The organism is Helicobacter apodemus (assembly GCF_000765745.2).
Lineage (GTDB): Bacteria > Campylobacterota > Campylobacteria > Campylobacterales > Helicobacteraceae > Helicobacter_D > Helicobacter_D apodemus.
This window is the reverse complement of sequence record NZ_JRPC02000001.1, coordinates 11327-28425: the sequence shown is the minus strand read 5'-3', so window position 1 is coordinate 28425 and position 17099 is coordinate 11327. Positions and strand designations below refer to the sequence as shown.

Annotated in this window: 15 protein-coding genes; 14 read left to right on the top strand and 1 reads right to left on the bottom strand. The window is 32.4% G+C overall.

The window, feature by feature from the left end:
- Positions 1-1584, bottom strand: coding sequence for an inorganic phosphate transporter (locus LS72_RS00125; RefSeq protein ID WP_034552458.1), 1584 nt, complete (start codon positions 1582-1584; stop codon positions 1-3).
- 192 nt (positions 1585-1776) lie between these two features.
- Here LS72_RS00125 and flgH point away from each other — a divergent pair, with 192 nt between their 5' ends.
- The 14 genes from flgH (at position 1777) to LS72_RS00055 (ending at position 17053) form a co-directional block, all read left to right on the top strand.
- The gene (flgH, locus tag LS72_RS00120) at positions 1777-2487 is read left to right on the top strand and encodes a flagellar basal body L-ring protein FlgH (RefSeq protein WP_414458053.1); all 711 of its coding nucleotides are present in this window, start codon (positions 1777-1779) and stop codon (positions 2485-2487) included.
- Between the two features lie 58 nt (positions 2488-2545).
- Positions 2546-4009: a threonine synthase gene (gene thrC / locus LS72_RS00115; RefSeq protein ID WP_034552453.1), complete on the top strand. Its 1464-nt coding sequence runs from the start codon at positions 2546-2548 to the stop codon at positions 4007-4009.
- A gap of 3 nt (positions 4010-4012) precedes the next feature.
- Entirely contained in the window at positions 4013-4900 is an 888-nt protein-coding gene (gene glyQ / locus LS72_RS00110) for a glycine--tRNA ligase subunit alpha (RefSeq protein WP_034552451.1), read from the top strand.
- Positions 4878-5624, top strand: coding sequence for a Nif3-like dinuclear metal center hexameric protein (locus tag LS72_RS00105; protein ID WP_138154859.1), 747 nt, complete (start codon positions 4878-4880; stop codon positions 5622-5624). The genes glyQ and LS72_RS00105 overlap by 23 nt, the downstream gene beginning before the upstream one ends.
- Before the next feature lie 19 nt (positions 5625-5643).
- The gene (locus LS72_RS00100; RefSeq protein WP_034553092.1) at positions 5644-6357 is read left to right on the top strand and encodes a zinc ribbon domain-containing protein; all 714 of its coding nucleotides are present in this window, start codon (positions 5644-5646) and stop codon (positions 6355-6357) included.
- Positions 6358-6363: 6 nt separating this feature from the next.
- Complete coding sequence (waaA, locus tag LS72_RS00095; RefSeq protein WP_034553090.1) at positions 6364-7593, top strand: lipid IV(A) 3-deoxy-D-manno-octulosonic acid transferase; 1230 nt, start codon at positions 6364-6366, stop codon at positions 7591-7593.
- A 25-nt stretch (positions 7594-7618) separates the two neighbouring features.
- Positions 7619-8365 carry an RluA family pseudouridine synthase gene (locus LS72_RS00090; protein WP_034553099.1) on the top strand — a complete coding sequence of 249 codons (747 nt, stop codon included), beginning with the start codon at positions 7619-7621 and terminating at the stop codon, positions 8363-8365.
- Between the two features lie 61 nt (positions 8366-8426).
- Positions 8427-9344, top strand: coding sequence for a branched-chain amino acid transaminase (locus LS72_RS00085; protein WP_034553087.1), 918 nt, complete (start codon positions 8427-8429; stop codon positions 9342-9344).
- An 11-nt stretch (positions 9345-9355) separates the two neighbouring features.
- Positions 9356-10438 carry a prohibitin family protein gene (locus LS72_RS00080; protein ID WP_034553086.1) on the top strand — a complete coding sequence of 361 codons (1083 nt, stop codon included), beginning with the start codon at positions 9356-9358 and terminating at the stop codon, positions 10436-10438.
- Positions 10439-10441: 3 nt separating this feature from the next.
- Positions 10442-11116 carry a bifunctional phosphoribosyl-AMP cyclohydrolase/phosphoribosyl-ATP diphosphatase HisIE gene (gene hisIE / locus LS72_RS00075; protein ID WP_034553084.1) on the top strand — a complete coding sequence of 225 codons (675 nt, stop codon included), beginning with the start codon at positions 10442-10444 and terminating at the stop codon, positions 11114-11116.
- Between the two features lie 8 nt (positions 11117-11124).
- The gene (locus LS72_RS00070; RefSeq protein ID WP_034553082.1) at positions 11125-11664 is read left to right on the top strand and encodes a DUF2393 family protein; all 540 of its coding nucleotides are present in this window, start codon (positions 11125-11127) and stop codon (positions 11662-11664) included.
- On the top strand, positions 11664-12590 hold the full coding sequence (gene pdxA / locus LS72_RS00065; RefSeq protein WP_034553078.1) for a 4-hydroxythreonine-4-phosphate dehydrogenase: 927 nt from the start codon (positions 11664-11666) through the stop codon (positions 12588-12590). Before LS72_RS00070 ends, pdxA begins: the two co-directional genes overlap by 1 nt.
- A 178-nt stretch (positions 12591-12768) precedes the next feature.
- The gene (locus tag LS72_RS00060; RefSeq protein WP_034553075.1) at positions 12769-15066 is read left to right on the top strand and encodes a dynamin family protein; all 2298 of its coding nucleotides are present in this window, start codon (positions 12769-12771) and stop codon (positions 15064-15066) included.
- On the top strand, positions 15038-17053 hold the full coding sequence (locus LS72_RS00055; RefSeq protein ID WP_238700644.1) for a dynamin family protein: 2016 nt from the start codon (positions 15038-15040) through the stop codon (positions 17051-17053). The genes LS72_RS00060 and LS72_RS00055 overlap by 29 nt, the downstream gene beginning before the upstream one ends.
- Positions 17054-17099: the final 46 nt, after the last annotated feature.

Below are 17099 nucleotides of genomic sequence, written 5' to 3'. Positions count from 1 at the left end.
TTAAAATCCTAATACATCAAAAAGAAAATAAAGTATTCCTCCAATAACAGCAGAGACAGGAACGGTAATAAGCCAAGCAGAAACAATTTTGTTAATAGCAGAACGTTTCACGAGTTCTTCTTCATAAGCCTTTTTAAGTTGTTTTAATTCTTTTTTCTTAAATTCTGGTAGTTGTGTATTTTGTTTAGCTTTTTTCTTGTCAATGTTTTTTAGAATAGAAGCTTTTCGCTTAACAGAGGATTGCTTGAATTTTTCTAAAAATTCTTTGATTTTTTCTATATCTTTATCTTTATAAGAGGCTAGGATTTTTAATTCCATCTTTTTATAACGTTTTTTAAGGTATTCTCTTAAAAATCCTACTCCAAAAATAGCTCCGATGGCGATATGTGTGGAGCTAACAGGCATTCCAACTTCTGATGCAATAAGCACGGTTAAAGCAGCACTCATTGCGATACAAAAAGCACGCATTTGGTCTAAATCGGTAATTTCATTACCAACAGCTTTTATAAGCTTTGGTCCAAAAAGTGCTAAACCAATAGAGATTCCAAGTCCTCCTAAGAGCATAATCCAAAAAGGCGTTTTGATACTACTTTGCGTTTCTAAATTTATCCTTAAAGCATCATTGATAGCAGCTAAAGGTCCAATAGCATTTGCGACATCATTAGCTCCGTGTGCGAAACTTAAAAGTGCTGCTGCAAAGATTAAGGGAATGGTGAAGAGTTTGCTAATTTCTTCTTTTTTGTTTTCCATTTTTTCTAAAGTATTGCGTATTATGGGGCTAACGACAAAGAAAGTAATAATAGCTAAACTAAAGCTTATGGTTAAAGTTGTTAATGAATCAAGGGTAATAACTTTTTTAAGTCCTTTATTGATAAGATAGAGACTAAAAGCCCAAACCATAAAAGCAATGAGATAGGGAACTATTTTTTGAGCGGCTATTTTCTTATTTTGTTTATAGGTAATAGTGCTTTTCATAAAAAATAATAAGATAGCCGCAATGATTCCTCCTGCAAGAGGGGAGACTACCCAACTTAGAATAATTTTGCTTAATTCCCCCCAATTGACTACACTAAAACCCCCAGCAACAATTCCAGCACCTAAAACTCCCCCCACAATAGAATGTGTTGTAGAAACTGGCGCACCAATGGTTGTAGCAAAATGTAGCCATAAAGCACCTGAAATGAGTGCTGCTAACATTAGGGTAATGAAAGTTTTTGTATCCTCGATACTTTTAAGTGAGATAATATTAGTTCTTATGGTATTGACAACTTCTCCTCCAGCAATTAATGCTCCAGAGATTTCACAAATTACAGCAATAGTGATAGCACCTGCCATTGTGAGGGATTTTGAACCTACAGCAGGTCCTACATTGTTGGCTACATCATTAGCCCCAATGTTTAAAGCCATATATCCTCCAACAATGGCGGTAAAACCTAAAAGTAAAGGATTAGAAATATTATCACTATAATAAATTACCATTCCAATAATAATAAGAATAAAAAGTGTGAGAATCCCAAAATTTTGAATATCTACACGATTTATTGTGAAAGCTTTGTTAAGCTTTGAGAAATCTTTCATTTTCATTATTGAATACTCTTAAATTATATGGTTTTGAGATTGTATCTATAAAATCTTTAAAATTAAGTATAAATAGTTTTTAATATTTTTAGGGGATATTAAAAATATGGAATATGCTTTGCTTTAAAATATTTTTGAAATTTGGGCTTATTGTGAGAGCTACCATAAGGATATGTTATGCGATTTAAAAAGGAAATTATAAAAGGCTTGTTATTTTTTGGGGTAGCTTATATGGCTATTTTAAGTGGTTGTGCAAAAGTAGAGCCACAAATTTCTTTTAAACCTCCTGCGTATGTTGAAGAGCTACCTCCAAGGGAAGAAGAGGATAATTTTGGGAATCCCGGAAGCATTTTTGGTAATGGAGAGAATGCTTTATTTTCTGATAGAAGAGCTATGCAGCTTAATGATTTAGTAACGGTGGTAATTAACCAAACCGCTCAAGCAAGTTCAAGTGCTAATAAAAACCTTAATGAAACCTCTAATGGAACATTAAATGCACCTAGTTTAAGCTATAATGGTGCAAGCTCTAGCATAGGAAGTCTTGTTAATAGTATTAATAACGCTACAGGTTTTGGGATAAACCTTGGGAATAATACTTCAACTTTTAGCGGAACAGGCACCCAAAATCGTCAAGAAAGCTTTACTACTACCATTGCTGCAAGGATTATTAAAGTTATGCAAAATGGGAATTATTTTATTGAAGGAAGCAGGGAAGTGCTTATTAATGGAGAGAAACAGATAATCCGTTTAAGCGGAGTTGTGCGTCCTACCGATATTGCTAGAAATAATACTATTCAATCCCAATTTATTGCCGATGCAAAAATTATGTATGATACGCAAGGAGAACTTAAAAAAAGCACTCAAAAAGGCTGGGGAACACAACTTGTAGAATCCCTATGGCCATTTTAGCGTAATTTATGGGAATGTAAGATAGAATATCCCATTTTCTTGAAGAAAAGGATTTTGTGTGCAGTTACAAAAATTTATTGGGACTAGAGGAGGAGATTGTTCTGTTAATTTTAAAGGTTGCGTGTTAAATCCTAATGCTCCCTATGGTGGGCTTTGGACTTTAGCAGATTTACCGAAGTTTTCAGAGGATGAGATACAATCTTTTATAAGAATGGATTATGAGGAATTAGCCCAAAAAATCTTTCAATCTTTAGGATTAGATATACCACAAAGCCTTTTAGCTAATGCCTTAGCACTTTATAAGAAGTTTGATGATAAAAATACTCCCGCTCCGCTCTCTAAGATTAATAAGAACTTAAGTATTCAAAAGCTCTATTGTGGTCCAACAAGGGCTTTTAAAGATATGGCATTACAACCCTTTGGGGAGATTTTTAGTGCTTTTTTAAAAGATTCTTCTAAGGAATACCTTATTTTAGTCGCTACAAGCGGAGATACAGGACCAGCAACTTTAGAGAGTTTTGCTAATAAAGATAAAATCAAAGTAGTTTGTCTTTATCCAGAAGGTGGAACTAGTGAGATTCAAGCACTTCAAATGACAACTATAGCGGCAAAGAATATTAAAGTGATAGGCATAAAAGGGGACTTTGATGACGCACAAAATATTCTTAAAAATCTTTTAAAAGATGAACAATTTCTTCAAAGTTTAACTCAAAATAATTTAGCCTTAAGCGCTGCAAATTCTGTTAATTTTGGACGCATTGCTTTTCAGATTCTTTATCATATCTATGCTAGTTTGCAAAGTTTTTCTTTGTATAAAAGACAAGCACATATTATTATCCCAAGTGGGAATTTTGGTAATGCTTTAGGGGCTTTTTATGCGAAAAATATGGGATTCCCCATCGAGAAAATTTGGATTGCCTCTAATGCAAATAATATTCTAACAGATTTTATAGAGAGTGGAGTTTATGATATTTCTTATCGGGTTTTACAAAAAACTTATTCCCCCGCTATGGATATTTTAACAAGTTCCAATGTAGAACGCATCCTTTTTTTTCTCTTTGGAAAAAATCGGACTAGAGAGCTTATGGAGGATTTACAAAAGTATAAAAAATATGCTCTAAACCAAGAGGAGTTAAAGTTATTACAGACTTATTTTCAAGCAACTTATTGTGAAGATTTGTATTGTTTAGAAAAAATAAGAGAATATGCTAATGCAGGTTTTATACTAGATCCCCATACCGCTTGTGGAATAAAAGCTTATGAGGAAATTATAAAAAATGATAATGAAGCCATTTGCATACTTTGTTCTACTGCAGAATGGACAAAGTTTGCTAAGACTTTATCTCAAGCTTTAGGAATGGGAGATTTGGGGGATAAAGAATCCTTAGAAGCAATTGCGAGTAAATATTCCCTTACAATATCGCCTAATATTTTAGATCTCTTTAAGAAAGAGATAGTGCATACACAAAGCATTACTAAAGAAGAAGTGAAGCAAAATATTTTACAATGGCTAAGGAAGTAAGGAATGATCTACTTTTCAGATATTTTATTACAATTGCAGCAGTTTTGGAAAGAGCAGGGTTGTTTAATCTTGCAGCCTTATGATATTCCAGCAGGAGCAGGGACTTTTCATCCTGCAACTTTATTAAGGAGTTTGGATTCTAAGCCTTGGAGCGTGGCTTATGTTGCACCCTCTAGGAGACCAACAGATGGGAGATATGGAGAAAACCCTAATCGTTTAGGGAGTTATTACCAATTTCAAGTATTAATAAAGCCTAATCCTTCAAATATTCAAGAGCTTTATTTAAGGAGTTTAGAATCTTTGGGATTGGATTTAAAAAATCACGATGTTCGCTTTGTAGAGGATAATTGGGAATCTCCAACTTTAGGGGCATGGGGATTAGGTTGGGAAGTTTGGCTTGATGGAATGGAGGTTACGCAATTTACTTATTTTCAGCAAGTAGGAGGGATTCCTTGTGAGCCAGTGGCTGTAGAAATTACTTATGGGAGTGAGCGACTTGCTATGTATTTACAAGGTGTAAAAAATGTTTTTGAAATTGCTTGGAATGAATCTTATACTTATGCAGATGTGCATTTACAGGGGGAATATGAGTTTTCTAAATACCATTTTGAAATAGCCGATACTGCAATGCTTTTTGAATTTTTTACTAAAATGCAAGAGGAGGGGAAAAGGGCTTTGGAAGCTAAATTACCTTTACCCGCTTATGATTGTGCTATGTTTGCTAGCCATTTATTTAATATTCTTGATGCTAGAAGGGCTATTTCTGCTACAGAGCGTCAAAATTATATTTTAAAGATTAGGGATTTATCAAAAGCTTGTGCAATGCTTTATAAAGAGCAAGAACAGGCAAGAATGGAGCGTTTAGAAAATGCAAAAAAAATTAAGGTTTAAAACTCAAGAAATCTTCGAATTTTTAGAGAGTATCACGCCTTTTAGCTATCAAGAGAGTTGGGATAATTCGGGTTTAATTCTAGGAGGATTTGAGCAAGGATTTAATAAGATTTATTTAGCCTTAGAAGTAGATAGAAAAGTTTTAGAATCTTTAGAGGAAGATTCTCTGCTTATTACTCATCATCCTTTGATTTTTTCTCCTCTTAAGCAATTAATTGAGGATTCCTATCCTGCTTCTTTAATAAAATTAGCCCTAAAGAAAAATATACAACTTCTTGCTATACATACTAACTTTGATAAAACGCATTTTGGGAAATATGTTGTTGGGAATATATTAGGGATTAAAGAATATATTCAAGAGGATTTTATTGTGTTTTTTGACTGGGAGAGAGATTTTTTTGCATTATGCCAAAGGCTTAAAAGTAGAATGGGAATTAAGTATTTAAAGGTTACACAATCTTATAATAAGAATTGCAAAAAAGTTGCTTTAGTAACAGGAAGTGGGGCTAGTTTTATCCGCTCTTTAAAGGGAGTAGATTGTTTCATTACAGGGGATATTAAATATCACGATGCAATGGAAGCCCTAGAGAGAGGCATACATTTAATAGATTGTGGGCATTATGAATTAGAATCTTATTTTGGTGAGATTTTATTTCCGATTTTGACAAAAAAAGGCTATGAAGCTATAATAACCCATTCAAAAAATCCCTTTAATTTTGTCTAAATTTAATTTTGGAGTTGTTATGAATAAACATTTAAATCAATTAATAAAGATTGCTAATCTTGATAAAGAAATTGATTCTTTTGAACCAAGAATCCAAGAAGCTAAGAAAGAATTAGATATTCTTTTAGAACAAGAAGAACAAATCAATAGTGAAATTGAATCTTTACAAGGAGTGGCTAAAGATATTTCCCTTGCTATTGGAAAAAATGAAAATCATTTACACGAACTTTCCACTAAATTAGAAGAAATTGCTAAAAAAATAAAGCTTATTAAAACAGAAAAAGAACATAAGGCATTAAATTTAGAAGAAGAATTAGCCAAAGAGCAAATCACCTTCGCTAATGAGGAGATTGCCCGGTTAAATGTGCTTTTAGAGAGCAAAAAAGATGCTATTAATGTTTTAAAAGAAAAGATTGAAAACAATAAAAAAGAGCAACAAGCTATTGAAACTAAGGTGCAAGGAGAGGTGGAGAAAGTAAAAGCAGAGCAAAAGGAAGTTTTCTCCCAGAAAGAAAAACTTGTTATCAAGATGGATCAAAAAATCATTTCTTTTTATGAAAAGATTAGAAAATGGGCAAAAAATACGAGTGTTGTTTCTATTTCTAGACAAGCTTGTGGTGGTTGTTTTATGCGTATTAATGATAAAGTTTATTCTGATGTTATTCGCTCTGATGATATTATTACTTGCCCTCATTGTGGAAGAATTCTTTATAACCAAGAAGAAACCGCTTAAAATTTAATGTATCTTTTTGTTTTTTGTTATTATATTTTAGTGTCTTTAGTGCATTTTTGTGCTTTACCTATTCTTTTTTTACTCTCTTTTAAATCTAAATATGAAGAATCCCTTAAGAGACGTTTTTTTATTCCAGAGTTTTTAGAAGAGGGTGCTGATATTTATTGGATTCACGCTTGTTCTTTTGGTGAGATAAAGGCATTAGGACCTGTTTTGGAGGCTTTAGAAAAGGCTTTAAAAGATAATGAAAAAATCTTATTAACTACTATAACACAAACCGGATTTACTTTAGCACAAGAGAATTATCCTAAGTGTATTGTCTGTTATTTACCTTTTGAGAGTTTTATTCCTTTTTGGATACAGAATCTTTCTCTTAAAGCTTTTGTGCTTTTTGAAGCAGAGTTATGGCTTATGCCTGTTTTTTACGCTAAAAAAAAGGGTGCAAAAACTTTTTTGATTAATGCACGTATTTCTTCTTTTGAAAAATACCAAAAAGGGAAGTTTTTTTATAAGAGATTTTTTTGCTATATCGATAAAATTTTTTGCCAAAAGAGAGGGGATAAAAGAAACTTTGAAGCATTAGGGGCTAAAGATGTTGAAGTATATGGTAATTTAAAGCTTTGTGTTAATCCACAAGTTACCCAAGAATACCCAATTCCAAATCAAAAAATATGGGTTATTGCAAGTACACACCAAAAAGATTCTACATTAGAGGAAGTTTTAATTTTAAAATCTCTTTTAAAGGTTTTGCCTAAAGACCTTGAAAATTGTCCTAGAATCCTCTTTGTCCCGCGACATTTAGAGAGGATTGGGGGTATTCAGCAAGCCTTAGATGCACTTTTAAAATCCCATAATCTTCCTAATTTAGTTGTAAGCTCTAAAGTGGGAATAGAAAAGTCCTTGCATTTCCCTTTTGTTTTAATAGATAAAATGGGTGTTTTAAATAATCTTTATGCTTTAGCGGAGTTAGTAATTCTAGGGGGAAGTTTTTTGAAGGGTATTGGTGGGCATAATCCTATAGAACCAGCTTTTTTTGGAGTAAAACTTATTAGTGGTCCTTATATCTTTCACCAAAGAGCTTTATTTGATGGTATCCAAAATTATGTTTTATGCGATATTTCCCAACTAGAAAATGTGCTTTTATATGTAGATTGCTTATATCCCTCTTGCATTATTAAAAAAATAAAAATTTCTAGGATTATTCAAGCTTTGCGGGGTGTTAGTGAAAAGGCATAAGAAAACTCACCAAATTTCTCCTAAAATTGTAGTAAATGCACAAAAAGCTTATAAGCTCTTAGCTCTACAAGAGGGGATTTCTAATAATGAGGCTAAAGAGCTTATTGATAGAGGTTTAGTGAGTATTCAAGGGAAGCGATTAAAGATTGCTCGCTCTTTGCTTAATCCGCAAGTAAAATTCCAAATCCAAAAGATTCCCCACTCTCACATACTCTTTGAGGATACAAATATCCTTGCACTTTCTAAGCCTCCATTTCTAACTTCAGAGGAGATTGCAAGAAAATATCCTGCGTGGGATTTATTACATCGTCTTGATAGGGAGACAAGTGGAGTTTTGTTATTAGTTAAAAAAGATTCTAGTTTTGCCTTGAAAGCAAAAGAAGCTTTTAAGCAAGAGCGAGTTTTTAAAGAATATATCGCTATTGTAGGGGGAATTTTTAAAGAGGAATGTGAGATTGAACTCCCTTTGATGGCACAAAAGGGGAAGTTTGCTAAAGTGGTAGTTGCAAAAGATGGATTGAGGGCTTATAGTAAAATTACCCCTTTAGAAATTGAAGGAAAGAAAACAAAGGTTAGTATTCAAATAACAACCGGTAGGACGCATCAAATAAGAGTGCATTTAGCCCATATTAAGTATCCTATTCTTGGGGATACTTTTTATGGAGGGAAGCCTTTTAAACGTATAATGTTACATTCCCATAAAATTGCTCTTTTAGGGTATGAGTTTGAGGATTTACCCTCACAAGAATTTACTTTTAAAAGCAATTTGTAAAAATGAAGTTTTAAGGCAGTATCTGTTATACTCTCTTGTATTTCTTACAGATAGGAGAATCATGAAGGAAGCAAAATCAATCTGGATGGATGGAGAGCTTGTTCCTTGGTTTGAAGCTAAAGTGCATATCTTAACGCATACCTTGCATTATGGTAATGGCGTGTTTGAAGGGACTAGAGCTTATAAAACTGATAGGGGAATGGCAATTTTTCGTCTTAAAGAGCATACTAAAAGGCTTTTAAATTCTGCAAAAATTGTCGCAATCCAAACCCCTTTTACGCAAGAAGTGCTAGAGCAAGCCCAAATTGAGCTTTTAAGGGATAATCATTTTACGAGTAATGCCTATATTAGACCTTTGATTTATTTAGGCTATGGTGTAATGGGTGTTTATCACAAACAAGCCCCTGTCAAAGTCGCTATTGCTGCTTGGGAATGGGGTGCTTATTTGGGTGATGAGGGATTAGAGAAAGGTATAGCTATTAAAACCTCTTCTTATACAAGAAACTCTGCTAGATCCCATTTTGGTAAAGCAAAGGCTATAGGGAACTATCTTAATTCACAAATGGCAAAATTTGAAGCTATTGAATGTGGGTATCAAGAAGCTTTGCTTTTAGATGATTGTGGAATGGTGGCTGAAGGAAGTGGAGAATGCTTTTTTATTGTAAGAGATGGAGAAATTATTACACCGCCTCACGATTCTTCTTTAGAGTCTATTACGCAAAATTCTGTTATTACTCTTGCAAGAGATTTAGGGTTTAAGGTAATTGAACGTAATATTACTCGTGATGAGGTGTATATTGCCGATGAGGCATTTTTTACTGGAACTGCTGCTGAGATTACTCCCATTTCACGATTAGATAGTCGTATTATCGGGAATGGTGGGAGAGGGGAAATAACAAAAACCCTTCAAGAATCTTTTTTTGATATTGTTTATGGACGCAATTCAAAATATAGCCATTGGCTAACTTATATTGATTAAGAGAGGTTATTATGCCAATTGATTTAAATGAGCACTTAAGACAGAAAAATAAAAATTATAAATCCCAGCAAGAAAATGGAGGGAGTAGTAATAATGGAGGAAATGGGGCTAATCGTAATTTTCAAAATTACTCTAAAATCCCATCTTTTAATATGCCAAGTGGTAAGAAAATGGCGGTAATTTATGTGTTAATTATCTTGATTGTATTATTATTCTTACTAAAACCTTTTACGATTATTAATAGTGGTGAGGTAGGGGTAAAAATCACTACAGGGGAATTTAGTCCTACTCCTTTACAGCCAGGGATTCACTTTTTTATCCCCGGAATTCAGAGGATTATTCCTGTAAATACTAAGGTTAGAATTGCGGAATTTATAAGTGCTGAAGCTTCTACTTTTAGAGGTAGGGATGAGGGAAGTTTAAAAAATCAAGCGATTAATGTTTTAGATTCACGGGGTTTATCTGTTTCTGTGGAATTAGCCGTGCAATACCGCTTAGATCCCCTAAGTGTGCCTCAAACGATAGCAACTTGGGGACAAAATTGGGAGGAGAGAATTATTACTCCTGTTATTCGTGAGATAGTTCGTAATGTTGTAGGAAGTTTTCCAGCTGAAGAATTACCAACTAAACGCAATGAAATTGCTGCCCTTATTGACCAAAAATTTAGAGAAAATATTGAAGGCTTGAAAAATCGTCCTGTAGAGTTAGTTTCTATCCAATTAACAGAAATAGTCCTTCCTATTGCTATTAAAGAGCAAATTGAACGCGTGCAAGTAGCAAGACAAGAAGCAGAGAGGGCAAGATATGAGGTAGAAAGGGCTAAACAAGAAGCAGAGAAAAAGGCTGCCTTAGCCAAAGGGGTTGCGGATGCTACTATTATAGAAGCTGATGCACAAGCAAGAGCTAATAGGCTTATTAGTCAAAGCTTAAATAGCCCTCTTTTGCAATTACGACAAATTGAAGTGCAAGGTAAGTTTAATGAGGCTTTACAAGTCAATAAAGATGCAAAGATTTTTTTAACACCAGGTGGTGTTGCTCCTAATATTTGGTTAGATTCAAAAGATACACAAAGAGCAGCTTCTATAGGGCAATAAAGCGTGAAAAAATTAGAAAAAATAGCTTGGGATAAACTCAATGGCTTAATCCCAGCAATTATACAAGATTATGCGACTAAAGAAGTCTTAATGTTAGCTTTTATGAATAGAGAGGCATTGGAGCTTAGTTTAAGCACTGGATATACACATTTTTACTCCCGCTCTAAAGAAAGGATTTGGAAAAAAGGGGAGCAAAGCGGACATATACAAAAAATTCATCAAATTTTTTTGGATTGTGATAAAGATAGTGTGCTATTGGAGGTAGAGCAAGTAGGTGTAGTCTGCCATACGGGTCATAAAACTTGTTTTTTTAAGACTTTAGAGGGGTCTTGTTCTTCTTATGAAGCCTTGAATACTAATCTTATTTATGGGGTAGTTGATAGGCTTTATCCTATACTCTTAGAAAGAAAAGATGCTAATCCTAAGACTTCTTATACTGCCTCTCTTTATCAAAAGGGTGAAAATGCCATTGCTAAAAAAATTGTTGAAGAAGCGGCGGAGCTTGGATTTTCTATAAAAGATAGAAGAAAAGAGGACATTGTTTATGAGGCAGCAGATTTACTTTATCATTCTTTGGTAGGGCTTGCTTATTGTGATGTGAATCCTGATTTAATTAGACAAGAACTCATAAGACGTTTTGGTCTAAGTGGGATTGAAGAGAAGCAGGCAAGGGGTTAATTGAGTTTATGGATATTGTTTCACTAAAGGCTACCATCGCTTCTTTTATGGATTTTGCAGAATATTTTTCTTTGCCGGATTATTTGATTTTAACTAGTGGATTTTTAGTGCTTTTGCTTTTGCTCTTATTATTTGTTGCATTGCGTTCTTATTTTATAGTAGCCTTTGTAGTGTTTCTAGTAGGTTTGATTTTATTCTTTCTATCCCCTCTTGTTTATCAAGTTTTAATGACAAATGTTATTAGAAAGGTTGAAATTACTCTTAAATTTAACCAAAAGATGTATTATGATGATTCTTATTTTGTAGAAGGGAGTCTTGTTAATAAGGGGATAATTAAATTTAGAGGCTGTGTAATCTCGGTGAATTTTGTTCCCAAAGGTATTAAAAAACTACAAGCTTTGAGATATGAAATTAAACCAATTTATAAGCATTTACAAGTTTATGAAAATCCTCTAAATGTTGATGAAAAATTAGATTTTAAGATTCTTATCCCATCTCCTAATCCTGAAGTTTTATATTTTCTAAATACAAGAGGTAGCTGTTATTAATGAAAATTGCCATTAGTGTTGGGGATATTAATGGAATTGGTTTAGAGATTTTACTAAAAAGTCATAAAAAGATTTCAAAAATTTGTCAGCCTATTTATTGTGTAGATGAGAAGCTTTTAAAACAAGCTGCGAAAATTTTAGGATTAAAAGATCCTAAGGATTTATGTTGTGTATCTCCTTGTTCTTTTATGCCTTGCATTGAACCCGCCTGCATTACTAAAGAGAGTGGAGAATATTCTTATGCAAGTTTTTTAAAAGCTTTAGAGTTAGTAAAAGAACATAAAGTACAAGCTATTACAACTTTGCCTATCCATAAAAAAGCCTGGCAATTAGCTAATGTTCCTTATGCAGGACATACACAAGCCCTTAGGGATATTTTTAAACAAGAAGTGATTATGGTTTTAGGGTGCAAGAAGCTATATATGGCTTTATTTAGTGATCATATTCCTTTAAGAGAGGTTTTTGAAAAAATAACTTTTGAATCTTTGTTGAAATTTTTGTTGCAGTTAGCTCCTTTTATCCATAAGCCACCTTGTGGAGTTTTAGGATTAAATCCTCACGCGGGGGATTTTGGCGTATTAGGAGATGAAGAAGAAGTGATTAGGGAAGCTATTAAAAGAGCTAATATTGTAATGGGTGAAGAAAGATTCATAGGTCCTTTAGTGCCAGATACTGCATTTGTTGGTAAGCATTGGCGTTATTATGTGGCTATGTATCACGATCAAGGGTTAATTCCGCTTAAAATGCTTTACTTTAAAAATAGTATTAATCTTACATTGAATTTGCCCTTTATCCGCACTTCCGTTGATCACGGCACGGCTTTTGATATTGCTTATGGCAATAAAGCTGATACTAAAAGCTATAGGAATGCTATTAAGGAAATAATTAGACATAACTTGAAAACAAAAGGAGGGGATAGAATATAAAACATAAACTAACTATTAAGTGAGTGTATGGTTAATGTTTCTTAAATTTTTATTGATATTTTATGTAACAATATATTTCTTGTTTTAATGGGTGGTGCTAAAGGAATTTTTGTTATATTATGGTTTTTGGTTTAAAATTATTAGTTTTAAAATGTGATATTATTGAGAATGAGGTGCTATGGAGGAGTTAGAGGAGTTTTTTAAAGAAGTCTATCCTTTAAAGAATTTGCATATTATGGATTCTAATCTTGAAAGTAGTAGCGATAAGGTGGCTATTATTCTAAGCTTAGATTCTAAGAATTTTCAAGTTTTTTGGGAAGTTCCTATTTTATTACAATTTTATAGACAATATTTAAGGGATACCATAAGTTATAAATTGATTTTGCAAGTGCAATATGGATTATGTTTGCAATTACAACAAGAGAGTATTTCTAAAGAATTTGTAGAAACTATTTTGGCGAAATTAAATGTTTTATATGAAAAGAGATTGGTTGAAAATAAGCATTTTTTAAAAATGCAGGGTTTTTTGCAAGTTATTTTGGGGCGTAAAAGTTATGCAAAAGAATCTAAAATCCAATCTTTTTCTAGGGAATTTCAAAATTTCTTTGATGAAAGTTTAGAAATATTGCAAAACCAAGTAAAAAAGATAGTAGCTAGTGATAATACGATGGAAAAAGAATTTGAAATTTTATTGCAAAGGGCAAAAAATAAACATTTTTCTATTGGGGTAAGTGGGGTTTTAAGCTCGGGTAAAAGCACGCTTTTAAATGCTTTATTGGGTAAGGAAGTCTTAGGGAGTTCAACCATTCCAGAGACTGCAAGTTTGACAATTTTAAAATATCATCAAACCTCTTATGCAGAAGTTACTTTTTGGAATAAAAGAGAATGGGAGATTCTTCAAAAGACTTTTGATTTAGAGATTTTAAGCACATTAAAAGCACTCCCTAAATTTACACAAAGCTTACAAGAATATATATTAGAAGATTCAAAGATTATGCGGATTCCCTTAGAGGAGTTACCTGTTTTTACTTCTGCCAATCACCCAGATAAATTGTGTAATTTAGTAAAAACTATTACACTTTTTACTCCTTTAGAAATTTTAAAGAATAATGTAGAAATTGTTGATACTCCAGGTCTTGATGATCCTATTATTCAAAGAGAGGAAATTACTAAGAATTGTATTAAAAGATGTGATTTGCTAATTCACGCTATGAATGCCTCACAAAGTGCTACCCAATTGGATATAGATTTTATTTTACAAACTTTAGAAACTACCAATATCTCTAGACTTTTGGTTGTTTTAACGCATGCTGATTTATTAGAGGAGAAGGAATTACAAGCGGCTTTGCAATATACTCAAGGGAGTATTAAAAAGCAGCTTTTAGAAGTTATAGATAAAAAAGAGTTAGATTTGTTTATGGAACGTGTAGATTTTATTTATCTTTCTAGCTATCCTGCTTTGTTATGCCAAATAGATCCTAAGAAGGCTATGGAATTAGGATATAGTTTAGAATCTTCTAATTTTCAAGTCTTTAAAGACTATCTTAACAAAACCCTTTTGGGACAGGATAGTTTTCAATCTAAGGATATTATTTATACTCTTACACAAGGACTTATAAAGATTATTAAACAATATAAAGAGTATTTGCTGTTGCAAAAAGACTTGCTTTTTGCAACAGAGGATAAAATACAAAAAGTTATTTTAGAGGCGAAAGGACAAAGGCAAAAGGCTTTAGAAGCTTATAAGCTTAAGGAGCAAAATTTACAAGAATACAAAGAGCAAGTGGAGGAATATTTAAAGAGTTTAAAAGTATTTCTTATGCAACAATTAGATGAGGCACAGAATGTCCTTATCCAGAGACTTTTTGATGATATAATGTATGATTATCAAAGAAATAAAGCTCCAGATAACGCAAGGCTAGAGAATATTTTAAACCAAGGATTAAAGGATTTTTTAGTGGATATTTTACGCCAATACCAGCAAAGTTTGACTAAAAAGATTCTACAAATTCAAAATAAAATGCAAATTGTAAGTGATGGAGGACAACTTCTAAAATTCCATTTGAACGAAACGATGCTTATAAAGACAAAAAAGCAAATCTTAAATGCTATTATCCCTAAACTTCTTCAATATAATAAAAATCAATCAAGCTTACTTTTAGAGATGTTGAATTTAGCTTTTAAGGTAGGATTTGAGAGTTTTATTGAAGAAATTGTAGCACAAAGCCATACTCTACAAGACGAACTCATTTTAACCTTTGATAATGCCCTAAAGAGTATTTTTGATGAGATGAATAAAAATATAGCTACAAAAGATGAAATTTTGAATAAATCTTTAAGGGAGAATGCAATTACGCAAGAACAAAAGATTTTAAAGCAAAAAAGCTTTGATACTTTTGAGGGGCTTTTAGAAGAATCTTTAGAGATTTTTAGAGCTTTACAAATGTATGCAACAAGGGGTAAAGCCTATGCTTGAAACCTATATAAAACAATGCCAAGAAATTTTAGAATCTAATGCTAAAAGGACTCCTTTACAAAAGTTTATTTTTGAAATTTGTAAAAATTTAAATCCTAATGATTATTCCTTAGAGTTTATACAACAATTGCAAAACCAACCCAAAGAGCCTTTGCAGATTGCTGTTATAGGGCAGTTTTCAAGTGGTAAAAGCACCTTTTTAAATGCACTTTTAGGGCAAAGTATTTTACCAACAGGTGTTACGCCTATTACTTCTAAAGTCTGTAAAATTTGCTATGGGGAGGAGTATGTCTTAGAAGTTTTGTATAAAGATGGTAGGAGATTTTTACACGATGTTGAATTTTTTCACTCTCTAAATAGACAAAATTCTGAAGATATTGATTATTTTTGTCTTTATGCTCCCCTTTTGTTCCTTAAGGGTATGAATTTTTTAGATACTCCGGGGTTTAATTCTCAAAACATTGAAGATACTTTAGTAACCCAGAGGATACTAGAGAATGTTGATGGAGTTATTTGGATAACTTTAATTGATAACGCAGGAAAAAATAGTGAAAAACTCTTATTAAAGGAGATGATACAACGTTATGCACAAAAAAGTCTTTGTGTGCTTAACCAAAAAGACAGATTAAAAAATGAAGAAGAGATACAAATAAGCTTAGCTTATACACAAAATGCTTTTGAAGGAATGTTTGCTAAAATCATTCCTGTATCGTCTAAAGAAGCTTTAAGGGCAGGATTAAATACCCAAAAGAAAATTTTAGAGAGCTTTTTTTTAAAGATTTCTCATCATATTGCTAACTCTCCAAAAACTCAAGAATCTTTGGGTATTTTTGAAGATTATTATTATAAAAAAAGAGAGGAAATCCAAACAGAAATCTCTCATTTGGGGGAGAATGAGGGCTTAATGGAGAAGTCTAATATGCCTTTAATCTTTGAATTTTTTAATGAAGTCATTAAACCCCAAGCTAATACAACAAAGGAATATAGTGTTTTAAAAAAGCTTAAAGAAATGCATATAAGGCTGCATTTGCAATACCATAAAATTTATCTTTGTTATGGGGGGCTACAAAAGATTTTAAGTAATCATTATCAAAATGTTTCTTTAAAGTGTCTCAAACACCAAGAACAAGAGCAAAAGAGGTTTAATGATATTTATAGGAATTTAGATTTACTCTTAGATGTTCTAGCACAGAAAATTTATACAAGTTTAGAAAAAATACAATTTTCTTATGAAATTAAACAAAAAGGAATCTTTACGCAAAAAACCTATAAACATACTAAAGAAACTTTTGTATTGCCCATAGAAAAATTGCAAATTTCTTTGCAAAATATTGATACCCAATTAGTCAAGGATTTTAAGGCTTTAAGTGTGCAAATTCGAGACTTTTATGGAGTTATTTTGGGCTTTATTTCAGGGTTTTCCAATGCCCTTAAGAAAGAAATACAAATATGGATAAATAAAGAGGTTAAGAAGCAAGAGATTTATAAGTATGCTCCAAATAATCAAGCCTTAAAGAACTTACAAGAATTTTCACAAAACCATTATGAAACCCTTTTAGTAGATTTTTTTAGCAATGATTTAAAAGCGACTTCTTATTTGCAAAGTGAGTTATTTTTTCTTAGTCATTTTATTGGCGTTAATTATAATAATTGTATTACTTTGGTGCTTAATACTTTGGATTTAAAAATTAAAAATGCTTTGCAAAAATTTCAAGAAAACCCTATGGAGTTTGCACTTTTTGTGCCAACTTTAGAGAATATTCGTGAGATTTTAAACACAGCCTTTTGTTTTGAGCAGTTTCAGGCAAGGCTTTTTGGTCCTATGAATCTTTTAAAAAAAACCTATTCACAATTTAATACGCATCTTCAAGAGATTATTGAGGATAAAATAGCAAATATTGAGAGCGAAAAATGTGAAATTAAAGAAGAAATGAATACAATCTCAAAAAATTTAGGCAAAATTTCAGAGTTTTCAAAAGGAACTTAAGCTGCCTTGAAGTATAATAACTTTATATGGATCAAAGGACGATAAT

What these genes read in the sequence shown, in the direction of transcription:
- LS72_RS00105 (WP_138154859.1), top strand. Translation starts at nt 4,878, where the DNA reads ATGCAAAAAAAATTAAGGTTTAAAACTCAAGAAATCTTCGAATTTTTA.
- LS72_RS00125 (WP_034552458.1), bottom strand. Translation starts at nt 1,584, where the DNA reads ATGAAAATGAAAGATTTCTCAAAGCTTAACAAAGCTTTCACAATAAAT.
- waaA (WP_034553090.1), top strand. Translation starts at nt 6,364, where the DNA reads ATGTATCTTTTTGTTTTTTGTTATTATATTTTAGTGTCTTTAGTGCAT.
- glyQ (WP_034552451.1), top strand. Translation starts at nt 4,013, where the DNA reads ATGATCTACTTTTCAGATATTTTATTACAATTGCAGCAGTTTTGGAAA.
- LS72_RS00055 (WP_238700644.1), top strand. Translation starts at nt 15,038, where the DNA reads ATGCAACAAGGGGTAAAGCCTATGCTTGAAACCTATATAAAACAATGC.
- LS72_RS00080 (WP_034553086.1), top strand. Translation starts at nt 9,356, where the DNA reads ATGCCAATTGATTTAAATGAGCACTTAAGACAGAAAAATAAAAATTAT.
- LS72_RS00100 (WP_034553092.1), top strand. Translation starts at nt 5,644, where the DNA reads ATGAATAAACATTTAAATCAATTAATAAAGATTGCTAATCTTGATAAA.
- LS72_RS00070 (WP_034553082.1), top strand. Translation starts at nt 11,125, where the DNA reads ATGGATATTGTTTCACTAAAGGCTACCATCGCTTCTTTTATGGATTTT.
- pdxA (WP_034553078.1), top strand. Translation starts at nt 11,664, where the DNA reads ATGAAAATTGCCATTAGTGTTGGGGATATTAATGGAATTGGTTTAGAG.
- LS72_RS00085 (WP_034553087.1), top strand. Translation starts at nt 8,427, where the DNA reads ATGAAGGAAGCAAAATCAATCTGGATGGATGGAGAGCTTGTTCCTTGG.
- LS72_RS00060 (WP_034553075.1), top strand. Translation starts at nt 12,769, where the DNA reads ATGGAGGAGTTAGAGGAGTTTTTTAAAGAAGTCTATCCTTTAAAGAAT.